The 13949-nt window shown below is 69.3% G+C and carries 13 protein-coding genes; 9 read left to right on the top strand and 4 right to left on the bottom strand.

All coding sequences use genetic code 11. The annotated features are described in order from the left end of the window. Positions 1–102 precede the first annotated feature (102 nt). Entirely contained in the window at positions 103–975 is an 873-nt protein-coding gene (locus ASF45_RS23305) for an alpha/beta fold hydrolase (protein WP_056668617.1), read from the top strand. 2 nt (positions 976–977) lie between these two features. On the opposite strand, the gene ASF45_RS23300 is transcribed toward ASF45_RS23305, so the two are convergent. The 3 genes from ASF45_RS23300 to ASF45_RS23290 all read right to left on the bottom strand — a co-directional run bounded on the left by ASF45_RS23300 (position 978) and on the right by ASF45_RS23290 (position 4141). Continuing rightward, positions 978–2285, bottom strand: coding sequence for an MFS transporter (locus ASF45_RS23300; protein WP_056668614.1), 1308 nt, complete (start codon positions 2283–2285; stop codon positions 978–980). Positions 2286–2387: 102 nt separating this feature from the next. Continuing rightward, entirely contained in the window at positions 2388–3320 is a 933-nt protein-coding gene (locus ASF45_RS23295) for a 3-keto-5-aminohexanoate cleavage protein (protein ID WP_056668611.1), read from the bottom strand. 41 nt (positions 3321–3361) lie between these two features. Continuing rightward, positions 3362–4141 carry an SDR family oxidoreductase gene (locus ASF45_RS23290; RefSeq protein ID WP_056668607.1) on the bottom strand — a complete coding sequence of 260 codons (780 nt, stop codon included), beginning with the start codon at positions 4139–4141 and terminating at the stop codon, positions 3362–3364. 170 nt (positions 4142–4311) lie between these two features. Between ASF45_RS23290 and ASF45_RS23285 the strand changes: the two genes are divergently transcribed. Beyond that, entirely contained in the window at positions 4312–5079 is a 768-nt protein-coding gene (locus ASF45_RS23285; protein WP_063887755.1) for a GntR family transcriptional regulator, read from the top strand. 118 nt (positions 5080–5197) lie between these two features. Here ASF45_RS23285 and alaS read toward each other — a convergent pair whose 3' ends face one another. Continuing rightward, positions 5198–7831, bottom strand: coding sequence for an alanine--tRNA ligase (alaS, locus tag ASF45_RS23280; RefSeq protein WP_056668604.1), 2634 nt, complete (start codon positions 7829–7831; stop codon positions 5198–5200). 342 nt (positions 7832–8173) lie between these two features. Between alaS and ASF45_RS35565 the strand changes: the two genes are divergently transcribed. The 7 genes from ASF45_RS35565 (at position 8174) to ASF45_RS23250 (ending at position 13880) form a co-directional block, all read left to right on the top strand. Then, positions 8174–8332, top strand: a complete 159-nt coding sequence (locus ASF45_RS35565) for a hypothetical protein (protein ID WP_156473152.1) — start codon at positions 8174–8176, stop codon at positions 8330–8332. Between the two features lie 167 nt (positions 8333–8499). Continuing rightward, on the top strand, positions 8500–9300 hold the full coding sequence (locus ASF45_RS23275; RefSeq protein ID WP_063887754.1) for an IclR family transcriptional regulator: 801 nt from the start codon (positions 8500–8502) through the stop codon (positions 9298–9300). After that, entirely contained in the window at positions 9297–10439 is a 1143-nt protein-coding gene (locus tag ASF45_RS23270) for a thiolase family protein (RefSeq protein WP_056668601.1), read from the top strand. The genes ASF45_RS23275 and ASF45_RS23270 overlap by 4 nt, the downstream gene beginning before the upstream one ends. Positions 10440–10442: 3 nt before the next feature. Further along, positions 10443–10802, top strand: coding sequence for a Zn-ribbon domain-containing OB-fold protein (locus tag ASF45_RS23265; RefSeq protein ID WP_056668598.1), 360 nt, complete (start codon positions 10443–10445; stop codon positions 10800–10802). 26 nt (positions 10803–10828) lie between these two features. Continuing rightward, positions 10829–11803, top strand: coding sequence for a tripartite tricarboxylate transporter substrate binding protein (locus tag ASF45_RS23260; protein ID WP_082551226.1), 975 nt, complete (start codon positions 10829–10831; stop codon positions 11801–11803). A 185-nt stretch (positions 11804–11988) separates the two neighbouring features. Beyond that, positions 11989–12873, top strand: coding sequence for a MaoC/PaaZ C-terminal domain-containing protein (locus ASF45_RS23255; protein ID WP_056668595.1), 885 nt, complete (start codon positions 11989–11991; stop codon positions 12871–12873). Between the two features lie 23 nt (positions 12874–12896). Continuing rightward, positions 12897–13880 (top strand): tripartite tricarboxylate transporter substrate binding protein, encoded by a 984-nt coding sequence (locus ASF45_RS23250; RefSeq protein WP_056668592.1) that lies wholly within the window; start codon positions 12897–12899, stop codon positions 13878–13880. The last annotated feature ends 69 nt before the right edge of the window (positions 13881–13949 follow it).

Genomic DNA, 13949 nt, shown 5'->3' with positions numbered 1-13949 from the left:
TGCAGCAAGCGCTCACGGCGTACAAGCAGCCGTGCGGATCTCTGGCGGGATGTTCGGGCAATTCGACCGCATTCCGCACCATCCGCCACGGAAAATTCGTGGGTGCCGCACGATCAACGCAACCCGATCCCCGACCGCCTCCTGCCGTGGCGCCGTACCACCCTGGCTCTGCTGGGCCTGGCGCTGGCCGCCTGTTCCGGCACTGCCCCGCGCGTGGAAGCGGACGGCCGGGCAGCGGCCCCCGTGGTGGCCATGGTCGCGGGCGCCCCGATCACCTTCGTGCACCACGCGACACCGCAGGCCCAGGGCCCCGTGGTGGTGTTCCAGAGCGGCCTGGGCGATGACCACGCCACCTGGGCGGCCGTGTTGCGCCAATTGCCGGCGCAGCACGAGGCCGTGGTGCCAGACCGGCCGGGCTATGGCGCCAGCCCCGGGCGCGCGGGCACCCGCAGCGCCTGCCGCGTCGCCGAGGAGCAGCACGCGCTGCTGCGCCAGGCGGGGCTGCAGCCGCCCTATGTGCTGGTCGGGCATTCGCTCGGCGGCCTCTACCAGTACGTCTATGCCCGCATGTACCCGCAGGACGTGGCCGGCCTGGTGCTGTTGGACCCCACGCATCCGCAGTTGCAGGCCACGCTGGAGCAGGCGCAGCCCGCTGCAGCTGCGCTGCTGCAGCTGGCCCGCCAGACCGTGTTCAGCTCCGCCATGGCCCAGGAATTCGACGCCCAGGCCGACTGCCTGCAACAGGTGGAACTGCTGCCGCAGCTGAAGGCGCCCACGGTGCTGCTGGCCTCGACCGAAACGCCCGTCTACATGGGCGACGGCCTGCGCGGCATGCTGGAGAACCTGCGCCAGGATTGGCTGCGCCGCAGCGGCGCCACGCTGGCCCGCGTGCCGGGCAGCGGCCACCGGATCCAGCGCGATGCGCCGCAGGCGGTGGTGAACGCCATCGAGGCGGTGGCCTCGGCGGCGCTCTGAACTCAGGACTTCTCCTGCCCTTGCCGCAGCCTCGTGCTGGCAAGCGCGGCGACCACCAGCAGCACGGCGATGATCAACAGGCCATTGGTGGTGCGGCCCGTCGATTGCTCGATCAGGCCCATCACCGAAGGTCCGATGAAGCCACCGATCAGGCCGCAGGTGTTGACCAGCGCGAGCCCGCCCGCCAGCGCCGCCCCGCTCAGCCGTGACGCGGGGAACAGGAACACCACCGACTGCACGACGAAGAACATGAACGCCGTCATGCTGAAGCCGACGAGCGCGACCACCGGGCCGGCGACCGCGGCCGTGACCAGGCCCGCCGCCATCAGCAACAGCCCGCCCAGCAGCATCTTGCGGCAACTCTGCGGCGTGACCGCCAGCTTGGGCAGGGTCGCCGCACCGATCGATGCCGCGATCCACGGCACGGAGTTCAGCAGCCCGATCTGCAGCGGCGTGAGCTTGCCGTAGGTGCCGATGATGCCGGGCAGGAAGAAGATCACCGTGTAGATGCTGATTTGGTGGCAGAAGTAGACGAAGATCGCGAGCCAGATCTGCCGGTCGACCAGGGCTGCCTTGAACGAGTGGCCGACATGGCCGGACTGCTCGGCCTGCTCTGCGTCGAGTTGGCGCTGGATCTGCTGCGCCTGGGCCTTGGTCAGCCAGGGCGCGCTCGCCGGGCCGTCCGGCAGCTTCTTCCAGACCACCAGCGCGAAGAAGGTCGCGGGCAGCCCTTCCAGCACGAACATCCACTGCCAGCCGCGCCAGCCCAGCACCCCATCCATCTCCAGCAAGGCGCCCGCGAGCGGGCCGCTGACAATGTTGGCCACGCACACGCCGAGCAGGAACAAGCCGATCGCCCGCGCCCGCTCCTTGCGGCCGAACCAGTAGGTCAGGTAGAGCATCACGCCCGGGAACAGCCCGGCCTCGGCTGCGCCCAGCAGCAGGCGCATCACGTAGAACGAGGTCTCGCCGGTGACGAAGGCCATGCCCGCCGAGAGCAGCCCCCAGGTGACCATGATGCGCGTGATCCACAGACGCGCGCCGACCCGGTGCATGATCAGGTTGCTCGGAATCTCGAGCGCCGCATAGCTGAGGAAGAACAGCCCGGCACCGAGCCCGTAGGCCGCGGCGGAGATGCCGATGTCCACCACCATGTGACTCTTCGCCAGGGCGATGTTGGTGCGGTCGAGGAAGCTGATGATGTAGGCCAGCACGAGCAAGGGCATGAGCTTGCGAAACAGCAGCGAGGTCAGCGCTTTCTGCTCCTCCGCCGGCACGGCGCGAATGTTCTGCGAGAGAGTTGACGACATGATCCGAGTCTCCTGTTGTGCATCCGGTCAGGTGGCCGCCAGATGCGGATGGTGGGCCCGCGTGACGCCGTCCTGGTGCGGCATCGCGCAGGCCGCAAAGCCCTAGAACGCCACGTTCTGCGCGCCCTTGAGCTGGAGGATTTCGCGAGCCTCGTCGGGCGTTGCGACATCGATGTTCAGCGCCTCCAGGATCACGCGGATGCGCGCCACCTGTTCCGCACTGGAAGCGGCGAGACGGCCCGGCCCGATCCACAGCGAATCCTCCAGGCCGACGCGCACGTTGGCCCCCATGGCCGCGCCCATGGTCGCCAAGGGGATCTGGCTGCGCCCCGCGCCGAGGATGGACCAGCGGAATTGGTCGCCGAACAGGCGCGCCGCAGTCCGGTGCATGTGCATCAGATCCTCCGGGTCGCCGCCGATGCCGCCCAGGATGCCGAAGACGGACTGCACGAACAGCGGCGCCTGCACCAGGCCGCGGTCCAGGAAGTGCCTGAGGTTGTTCAGGTGGCTGATGTCATAGCACTCGAACTCGAAGCGCGTGCCGTTGACCTTGCCCAGCTTCAGGATGTTCTCGATGTCCTGGAACGTGTTCTTGAACACCAGATCGCGGCTGTTCTCCAGGTTCTCGCGCTCCCACGGGTGCTTGAACTCCTTGAACCGATCCAGCATCGGGAACAGGCCGAAGTTCATCGACCCCATGTTCAGCGACGCCAGTTCCGGCTTGAACGTGGTGGCCGGCCGCATGCGCTCCTCGACCGACATGTGCGGACTGCCGCCGGTGGTGATGTTGATCACCGCGTTGGTGGCCGCCTTGATCGCCGACAGGAAGGGGCGAAAGAGTTCCGGATCCTGCGATGGGCGGCCATCCTTGGGGTCGCGGGCGTGCAGATGCAGAATGGCTGCGCCGGCCTTGGCGGCGTCGACCGCGGCGGTCGCGATCTCGTCGGCGGTCACCGGCAGGTGCGGCGACATCGAGGGCGTATGGATCGCACCGGTCACGGCGCAGGTGATGATGGCTTTGGAACGGATGGCCATGGAGGACTTTCTCGGTGAGGGAATGGAGGGGGGGGAAGCGCTCAGCTGAGCGACTCGACGTTGCCACCGACGCTGAGGCGCTCTCCGCTGACAAACCGGCCAGCCGGGCTGGCCAGGAAGACGGCGGCCTGGGCGATGTCCTCGGCCTCGACCATGGTGCGCATCGACACGCGCGCGACGGCGCGCCGACGCTGCTCGTCCAGGTCGATGCCGTTGGCCAGCGCCTTGGCCGAGAGCACGCGGTCCTGGCGCTCGCCGGCGACGACGCCCGGCAGGATGGCGTTGACGCGGATGCGGTCGGGGCCCAGTTCCATCGCCAGCGTTTCCGTCATGCCAATGACGCCGAACTTGGTGGCCGAATACGGCGTGCGCATGGGAAAGCCGAACTTGCCGGCCGCCGAGGAGATGTTGATGATGGCCCCGCCCTGCGCCGCCTTCAGCAGCGGCACGGCACGGCGCGTGACCAGGAACACGCCGGTCAGGTTGACCGCGACCGTGCGGTCCCATTCCTCGGGCTCGAGCGTCTCGATGCTGGCCGTGGGGCCGGCGATGCCCGCGTTGTTGACCAGCACGTCCAGTGCCTGGCCGTAGCGCTGCGAAACGGCGGCGAACAGCGCATCGACCTGCTCGCGCCTGGACACATCGCAGGCCAGCACGCCCCACGCGGGACGCAGGTTGCGGACGCGGGCCAGCGCGGCCTCGTCCACGTCGCAGACCACGACCTGGGCGCCCGCCTCGTGGAGTGCATTGGCGATCGCCAAGCCGATACCGGAGGCACCGGCGGTGACCAGGGTTCTACGACCAGAAAGGACGGCAGTCATGGGTTTCTCCAACTAGGTCAATGTTGTGATCTTATAGCTGTGATCACAGATATTTATAAGGGATAACCCCGATAGAGAGCTGCGTTCGCGAGCTTTCCGGCATGCGCGCCTGGCGGTCCGTCTGTGCTGGGTGATCACAGTGAACGGCGGAACATCCCTATACTTTTCCGATGGACTTCGCCGGACTCGTGACCCCTTTGACCCGCCAGACGTTGAGCAGCGACGTCTACAACCAGCTGCGCGACCTGCTGCTCTACGGGCGCGCGATGCCAGGGGAGCAGCTGTCGCTGCGGACCATCGCGCAGGCCCTGGGCGTGAGCGTGATGCCCGTGCGCGAAGCGGTGCATCGGCTGGTGGCCGAGCAGGCGCTGGAGCTGTCGTCCAACCGCGCGCTGCGCGTCCCGCTGATGACCGTGAGCCAGTTCCAGGAGATCACCGCCATCCGGATCAACCTCGAGGGGCTGGCCACGGCCCGCGCCGCTGCACGCGTGGACGAGGCCGCCTGCCAGGCCATCGCGTCGCTGCACGAGCGGTTTTCACGCGAGATCGCGTCCAAGCGACCGGACAAGAACCGCTTGATCGCCTTCAACAAGGAGCTGCACTTCGCGATCTACGCCCAGGCGGGCATGCCGATGCTGTTGCAGATGATCGAATCGCTGTGGCTGCGCATCGGGCCGATCCTGAATTACGACCTTCGATCCGGTACGGAGAGGGTCAGGGAGCGCGAACCGGACGACCAGCACGACCGGCTGGTGGATGCGCTGAAAGAGAAAGACGCGGCCGGAGCCGTCGAAGCGCTGCGCTGCGACATCCAGGGCGCGGCGGATTTCATCATCTCGCAGGGCGTGCTGGTGACGGCGGATCTGGTGGCGGCAGGCGCGCAGCCCGCCCCCGCCAAGGCCGCCAGGCGCCCGCGTGCGGGATCGCCGACGGCGTAGGCATGCGGCCTGGGCGCCGCTTCATCACTCAGCGTCGGCGCCCTTCCCTGCCTGGGGCCCTGGCCGGCGAAGCGTGCCGCACGAAGGTGCCGCAGGACGGCACCCTGCAGCAGACGGCTTACACCCGCTCGGCCACCCAGCCCTGCACCGAGGCCAGCGCCTTGGCCAGGCCGCTCGCGTCGGTGCCGCCGGCCATGGCCAGGTCCGGCTTGCCGCCGCCCTTGCCGCCGACCTGCTGGGCCACGAAGTTGACGAGATCGCCGGCCTTGAGCTTGCCCACGCTGTCGGCCGTCACGCCGGCGGCCAGCTGCACCTTGGCGCCATCGACCACGGCGAGCACGATGGCGCCGGTCTTGAGCTTGTCCTTGAGCTTGTCCATGGCCTCGCGCAGGGTCTTCACGTCGGCGCCGTCCAGGCGCGCGGCCAGCACCTTCAGGCCCTTGACGTCGATGGCCTGGGCCATGAGTTCGTCGCCCTGGCTGGACGCCAGCTTACCCTTGAGCGCGGCGACTTCCTTGTCGAGCGCGCGGATCTGCTCCAGCGTCTGCGCGATGCGGGTCTGCAGCTCGGCCACGGGCACCTTGAGGCTGGCGGCGGCCTGGTGCACGCTGGATTCGAGCTGCTGCAGGTAGGCCAGCGCGTTCTCGCCCGTGATGGCCTCGACGCGGCGGATGCCGGCGGCGACACCGCTCTCGGAGACGATCTTGAACAGGCCGATGTCGCCCGTGCGGCCCACGTGGGTGCCGCCGCACAGCTCGCGGCTGCTGCCGATGTCCAGCACGCGCACGCTGTCGCCGTACTTCTCGCCGAACAGCATCATGGCGCCCGTGGCCTTGGCGGCCTCGATGTCCATCACGCGGGCCAGCGTCTCGGCGTTGGCCAGGATCTCGGCGTTCACGCGCTTCTCGATCTCGGTGACCTGGGCATCGGTGATGGGCGCGTTGTGCGTGAAGTCGAAGCGCGTCTTGTCGGCGTCGACCAGCGAACCCTTTTGCTGCACATGGTCGCCCAGCACTTCGCGCAGCGCCTTGTGCATCAGGTGGGTGACGCTGTGGTTGCGCATGGTGGCCTGGCGGCGCGCCACGTCGACCTGGGCCTTGACCGCATCGCCGACCTTGAGCACGCCCTGCGTCAACACGCCGTGGTGGCCGAACACGTCGGCCTTGATCTTCTGCGTGTCTTCCACGCCGAACTGCACACCCTCGGCTGCGAGGATGCCGCTGTCGCCAACCTGGCCGCCGCTTTCCGAATAGAAGGGCGTGGTGTCCAGCACCACGATGCCGCTCTGCCCCTCGGCCAGTTGCTGCACAGAGGTGCCCTCGTGGTACAGCGCCACGACCTTGGCCGCTGCTTCCAGGTGCTCGTAGCCCGTGAAGACGTTGCCGGCGCCGCCGTACTCCAGCGCACGGTCCATCTTGAATTTGCCGGCGGCGCGGCCGGCGGCCTTCTGCTTCTCCATCGCGGCCGCGAAACCGGCCTCGTCCACCGTCACGCCGCGCTCGCGTGCCACGTCGTTGGAGAGGTCCAGCGGGAAGCCGAAGGTGTCGTGCAGCTTGAACGCGACCTCGCCCGGCAGCACCTTGGCGCCGTCGGCCAGGGCTGCGTCCAGGATCTCCATGCCGTTTTCCAGCGTCTCGAAAAAGCGCTCTTCCTCGGCCTTGAGCACGTCGACGATGCGCTGCTCCGAGGCCTTGAGGTTGGGATAGGCATCGCCCATCAGCGCCACGAGTTCGGGCACCAGCTTGTGGAAGAACGGCGTCTTCTTGCCCAGCTTGTAGCCGTGGCGGATGGCGCGGCGGATGATGCGGCGCTGCACGTAGCCGCGGCCTTCGTTGCTCGGGATCACGCCGTCGCTGACCAGGAAGGACGTGGCACGCACGTGGTCGGCGATGACCTTGAGCGAGGGGTTGGCCAGGTCTTCGCAGCCGGTGGCCTGCGCCGCGGCCTTGATCAGCCGGTCGAAGATGTCGATCTCGTAGTTGCTGTGCACGTGCTGCAGGATCGCGGCCAGGCGCTCCAGGCCCATGCCGGTGTCCACGCAGGGGGCGGGCAGCTTCACCAGGCTGCCGTCTTCCTGCATGTCGAACTGCATGAACACGTGGTTCCAGATCTCGATGAAGCGGTCGCCGTCTTCCTCGGGGCTGCCCGGGGGGCCGCCGGGGATGTGCGCGCCGTGGTCGTAGAAGATCTCCGAGCAGGGGCCGCAGGGGCCGGTGTCGGCCATCATCCAGAAGTTGTCGCTCTTGTACTTGCCGCCCTTGTTGTCACCGATGCGCACGATGCGCTCGGCCGGCAGGCCGATCTCCTTGTGCCAGATGTCGTAGGCCTCGTCGTCGTCGATGTAGACGGTGGCCAGGAGCTTCTCAGGCGGCAGCTTGTAAACCTGCGTCAGCAGCTCCCAGCCCCACTTGAGCGACTCGCGCTTGAAGTAGTCGCCGAAGCTCCAGTTGCCCAGCATCTCGAAGAAGGTGTGGTGGCGCGCCGTGTAGCCCACGTTCTCCAGGTCGTTGTGCTTGCCGCCCGCGCGCAGGCAGGCCTGCACCGAGGCCGCGCGCACATAGTTGCGCTTGTCGCTGCCCAGGAACACGTCCTTGAACTGCACCATGCCGGAGTTCGTGAACATCAGCGTAGGGTCGTTGCCCGGCACCAGCGGGCTGGACGCGACGACGGTGTGGCCCTTGGACGCGAAGAAGTCCAGGAAGGACTTGCGGATCTCAGCGACGGTGGCGGGCGGCTTGGCGTTGGAGCTCATGGGGGCGATCGGTTACGAAAGGAGGTCTCGAAGGTCGGTCCGCACCACGCGGCACCCGGCGTCCCGGCGCGCGGTCAGGAGGCTGCGCGCACGCAGGCCTTCGGAAACTTTGCTGGAATCGGCGCGGGATTTTAGCCAGCGCCCGCCAGCGGGGCAGATGCCGACATTCGCGCGAACAACAACCTTGGATTCGACCCGTCGCTGCACCCGTCCCGCAACTGCGCCTGCCCGCTGCGCAGAACGTTCCTGTGGCTGCGCGGCGAGTACCGTGGCAGAACCCGCGCTTCTCGGGCGACCCGGCCAGGCGGACCGGCAACAACCCAGCGACCTACCGGGCCGTCGGTGACCTCCAGGCCTGCGAACTGTTCCACCTGGGGCGGCAGCGACCAGCTCGACGAGCGCGTGAGCTTCAACGCCAACATCTTCAACCTGTTCGACAAGGACCTCCGCAAGTACCGGCTGCTGCCATGGAGCGGCACGCCGACCTGGGTCAGCGAATAGTTCCAGGGCGGCTCTTCGGTCTCGGGCACCACCAGGGCGGGCCGCACCTTCCGGATCTCGGCCAACGGCGCGTTCGATTGATTTCACTCTACAAAACCAGAGAAAACCCTAGATTCCTTTGAATCGACGAAAGCCTAGGATGCGCACCGCCACTAGGCTTTCGCTCCATGAAATCTGAATCGGCCGTCCTGGCCCCATCTGAAACCCTCGAGGCGCCCTCTTCGGTCGCCAAGGCCTGCCGCATCCTGCGCGCGCTCGCCACAGGCGGCGCACTGCGCCTGACCGACATCGCCCAGGCCACCAACCTGGACAAGGCCACCGTGCTGCGCCTGGCCGAGATGCTCGTGCGCGAAGGCTTCGTGCGTCGCGACGAGACCTCCAAGCTCTACCGCGGCGGACCCGAGCTGCAACGGGCCGGTGCCGCCGCGCTCACGCAGTTCGACCCGCGCGCGCTGGCCCGGCCCAGCCTGCTGCGGCTGGCTGGCCAGTTCGAGGACACGGCCATCCTGTCCGTGCCCAGCGGCACCGAATCGCTGTGCCTGGACCTGGAACTGGGCCGCTACCCGATCCGCGCCAACTACCTGGAGGTCGGCAGCCGCCGCCTGCTCGGCGTGGGCGCCGGCAGCCTCGCGCTGCTGGCCTGGCTGCCCCCGCGCGAGCAGGAGGCCGCGCTCGACGTGGTGGCCGCCCAGCTGGCACGCGAGGGCCGCTACCCGCGCATCACCCGCGCGCTGCTGGTCGAGCGCTGCACCGAGGCGCGCGCACGCGGCTTCGCGGTGCTGCTGGACGTGGTGGTCGAACGCATGGGCGGCATCGCCGCGCCCATCCTCGGTGCCGACGGCCGGCCCGTGGCCGCGCTCAGCATCGCCGCGCTCAACGAACGCATCACCGAGCGCGAGGCCGAACTCGCAGCCGGCCTGCAGCGCGAGGCCGCGCTGTGCCAGAACCTTCTCCACGCCAACCCATGAACACTGCACACATCGCCGGCGTCGGCAACACCGCCTTCGGCCGCCTGGAGGGCCAGGGCCCGATCGAACTCATGGCCCAGGCCGCCAACCAGGCCCTGGCCGACGCCCAGCTGCAACGCAGCGACATCGATGGCCTGCTCTGCGGCTACGCCACCACGCTGCCGCACCTGATGCTGTCCACGCTGTTCGCCGAGCGCTTCGGCCTGTCCGTGCAATACGGCCACGGCATGGCGCTGGGTGGCGCCACGGGCGCAGCCATGCTGATGCTGGCGCGCGACCTCGTGCGCGTGGGCCGCTGCAAGCGCGTGCTGGTCGTGGCCGGCGAGAACCGGCTCTCGGGCCAGGCCCGCGACAGCGCGATCCAGACCCTGGCCCAGGTCGGCGACGCCGAGATGGAGGTGCCCAACGGGGCCTCCGTGCCGGCCTACTACGCGCTGCTGGCCTCGCGCTACATGCACACCACCGGCACCACGCAGCAGGATCTCGCCGAGTTTGCGGTGCTGATGCGTGCCAACGCTGCGCGCCATCCCGACGCCCACCTGCGCGAGCCCGTCACGGCCGCCGACGTGGCTGCGTCCAAGCCCATCGCCACGCCGCTGCGCCTCTTGGACTGCTGCCCGATCTCGGACGGCGCCATGGCGCTCGTGGTGTCCGCCGAGCCCGGGCCCGGCGCCCCGGTCGCCCTCGTCGGCGCAGGCCAGGCGCACCAGCACCAGCACCTGTCGGCCATCGCCGACGTGCTGGCCACGGGCGCCTCGGCCGCCGCGGGCCGCGCCTTCGCCGAGGCCGGGCTGTCGCACGCCGACATCGACTACCTGGGCATCTACGACTCCTTCACGATCACGCTGGCCATGCTGCTGGAGGAAACCGGCTTCGCGCCGCGCGGCCAGGCCGCCTCGCGCGTGCGCGACGGCACGTTCGCACCCGGCGGCGCGCTGCCGCTCAACACCCATGGCGGCCTGCTTTCGTTCGGCCACTGCGGCGTGGCGGGCGGCATGGGCCACGCGGTGGAGGCCGTGCGCCAGATGCGTGGCCAGGCCGGCGCACGCCAGCTGGCCCGCGTGCCCCAAAGCGCCTTCGTGCACGCCGACGGCGGCGTGCTGTCGTCCCATGTGAGCCTGATCCTGTCCCGAACCTGAACCATGCACATGCACCCCTACACCGAAGGCCTGGCCCAGGGCCAGCTGCGCTACCAATGCTGCGAGGACTGCGGCGCGCCGCAGACCCTGTCACGCCTGGCCTGCGCGGTCTGCGGCAGCCAGCGCCTGGCCTGGCAGCAGGCCAGCGGCCAGGGCACTGTGCTGGCCGCCAGCGTGGTCAGCCGCGCGCCCTCGGACGCCTTCCACCCGCTCGTGCCCTACACGCTGGTGCTGGTCGAGCTGGCCGAGGGCCCGCGCGTGGTGGGCCATGCGCTGCCCGGCACCGGCGTCGGCGACCGCGTGCGCGCTGGCACCTTCGCGCACGAGCGGCGCAGCCTGCTGCGCTTTGCGCCGGCCGCCTGAGCACCTCGAAACCAAGGAGACAAAGCATGCAGAAGACCCGACGTCGCCTCGCCGCGGCCCTGTGCGCACTGGGCCTCGGACTGGCGGTGGGCCAGGCGTTCGCGCAGGCCTACCCGAGCAAGCCCGTCAAGCTCGTCGTGCCCTACCCGCCCGGCGGGCCGACGGACATCGTCGCGCGCGTGGTCGCCCAGCGCCTGCAGACGCAGACCGGCCAGGCCTTCGTCGTCGAGAACCTGCCCGGTGCCGGCGGCAACACGGGTGCGGCCGCCGTGGCCCGCGCGGCGCCCGACGGCTACACGCTGCTCGTGGCGACCACGGCGCATGCGATCAACCCCTCGTTGTTCAAGAACCTGAGCTACCAGTTCGGCAAGGACTTCGCGCCGATCACGCAGTTGACGGCCGGCCCCCTGGTGATCGTGGTCAACCCCGCCTTGCCAGTGAAGACAGTGGGTGAGTTGATCAACCTGGCCAAGGCCAAGCCCGGCGAGCTGAACTTCGCCTCCTCGGGCAATGGCCAGTCCACGCACCTGGCCGGCGAGCTCTTCAACGCCACGGCCGGCACGAAGATCCGACACGTGCCCTACAAGGGCAGCGCCCCGGCCCTGACGGACACCATGGGCGGCCAGACCCAGTTGATGTTCGACACCATGCTGTCGGCCATGCCGCACGTGAAGGGCGGCAAGCTGCGCGCCATCGCGGTCACGAGCGCCCAGCGCTCGCCAGCCGCGCCGGACTTGCCCACCGTGGCAGAGAGCCTGCCCGGCTTCGAGGCCATCGCCTGGAACGGGTTGCTGGCGCCAGCCAACACGCCGCGCGAGATCGTCGCCAAGCTCAGCGCCGAGCTGCGCACTGCCATGGAGCAACCCGAGGTGCGCGAGCGCTTCGAGGCGCAGGGCTTCGCCGGCGCCTGGACCCCACCCGAGGCCTTCGCGGGCTTCATCCATGCCGAGATCGACAAATGGGCCAAGGTGGTCCAGGTCTCGGGCGCCACGATCGAATGAGCACCCCGTTTGGCTGGCTCACTTCGTGTAGCCATCCCATCCCCTTCCAGGGGCGCCGCCAGCGGCCTGGCAGAGCCAGTTCCGCGGCGTCTGCTGGCATGGCCTGCTCCGCGCCCTTTCGAACCGTGGCCCGCGAGCCGACGGCGTGATTTGCAAACGCAAGTCACGCAACAGACTGAACCGACATGATCGACTACGACACCCTCAAGAACTGGGCCTTCCCGTCCATCGAGCACCGCTACACCGCGGACGACAGCATGCGCTACGCGCTCGCGCTGGGCCTGGGCGAAGACCCGATGGACCCGCTGCAGCTGCAGTTCGTCAACGACACGCTGAACGGCCAGCCGCTGGCACTGCCCACCATGGCCGTGGTGCTGGGCTTCCCCGGTTCGTGGATGCAGGACCCGGCCACCGGCATCGACTTCACCAAGATCGTGCACGGCGAGGAAGAGATCACGCTGCACGCGCCGCTGCCGGCCGCCGGCACGGTGCGCGCCGAACACCGCGTGGTGTCCATCGTCGACAAGGGCGAAGGCCGCGGCGCCACCGTGACCTACGACAAGGAACTGCACGACGTCGCCACCGGCCAGTTGCTGGCCACCGTGCGCCACACCACCTTCGCGCGCGGAAACGGCGGCTTCTCGGCCAACGGCGGCAAGACCGACAGCGCGCCGCCCGCCCCGCCCAAGCCGCCCGCCGGCACGCCCGACCAGGTGCTGGAGATCCGCACCTTGCCGCAACAGGCGCTGCTGTACCGGCTCTGCGCCGACCGCAACCCCCTGCACTCGGACCCGGCCACGGCCCAGGCGGCGGGCTTCGCGCGGCCCATCCTGCACGGCCTGTGCACCTATGGCATCGCCGGCCGCGCGTTGCTGACGGCCTGGGGCGGCGGCAATCCCGGGGCGCTCAAGAGCCTGTTCGCGCGCTTCTCCTCGCCGGTCTACCCGGGCGAGACGCTGCGCTTCGAGATGTACCGCGGCGCCGCGCCGGGCGAGGTTGCGTTCCGCGCCATCGCCGTGGAGCGCAGCGTGACCGTGCTCGACGCCGGCCGCGCGCTGCTGACCACCTGACATACCCAACGGAGGAGACACCCATGGCCCACCCCACCCGCCGCCAGCTCGTGCTGGCCACGGCCGCGCTCGGCACGCTGCCGGCCTTCGCGCAAACCGGCAATCCGAGCGGCTACCCGACCCGCCCCGTCAAGTTCACCGTGCCCTTCCCGGCCGGCGGCCCGGTCGATGTGACGGCCCGCGCCATGGCGCAAAAGCTCGGCGAGCTCTGGGGCCACCCCGGCATCGTCGACAACCGCGCCGGGGCTGGCGGCATCGTCGGTGCCGAGATTGCGGCCAAGCAGCCGGCGGACGGCTACAACCTGTTCGTCTGCGCGATCCACCACTCGGTGCTGCCCGCGCTCAAGCCCGGCCTCACCTACGACATCGAGAAGGACTTCGTGCCCGTGAGCTTCGGCGCGATGTTCCCCATCATCCTGGTGGCCCACCCTTCTCTGCCGGCGAAGAACGTGGCCGAACTCGTGGCGCTGGCCAAGAAGGAGCCCGGCAAGATCGCCTTCAGCTCCTCGGGCAACGGCGGCGGCACGCACCTGGCCGGCGAGCTGTTCAACATGCAGGCCGGCGTGCAGCTGCAGCACATCCCCTACAAGGGCAGCGCACCGGCCATGACCGACCTGCTGGGCGGCCAGGTGCAGCTCATGTTCGCCGACGCGCCGACCGCGCTGCCGCAGATCCGCGCGGGCAAGGTGCGCGCGCTGGGCGTGGCCAGCGCCCAGCGCTCGGCCCTGCTGCCCGAGCTGCCGACCATCGCCGAAGCCGGCGTGCCCGGCTACGAGGCCTACTCCTGGGCCGGCCTCGTGGCGCCCAAGGGCACGCCGCCCGAGATCGTGGCCAAGATCAGCGCCGACCTGCAAAAGGTCATGACCCAGCCCGACGTCAAGCAGCGCCTGTACGACGCCGGCGCCGAGGCCATGCCCACCACGCCCGAGAAGTTCGCGCAGATGCTGCGCGGCGAGATCGAGAAGTGGGGCAAGGTCGTGAAGACCGCCAACATCCGGATGGATTGAGATGCGGCTCCCACGCTTCCCCGCTTCGCGCGGCCCGCTGCCCCCCGAGGGGGCACGTCAGTGCCTGCT

This window comes from Pseudorhodoferax sp. Leaf265, assembly GCF_001422365.1.
In the GTDB taxonomy this organism is placed as follows: domain Bacteria; phylum Pseudomonadota; class Gammaproteobacteria; order Burkholderiales; family Burkholderiaceae_C; genus Pseudorhodoferax.
The sequence above is the reverse complement of the archived record's forward strand: the minus strand, read 5'-3'. Positions and strand labels throughout refer to the sequence as shown.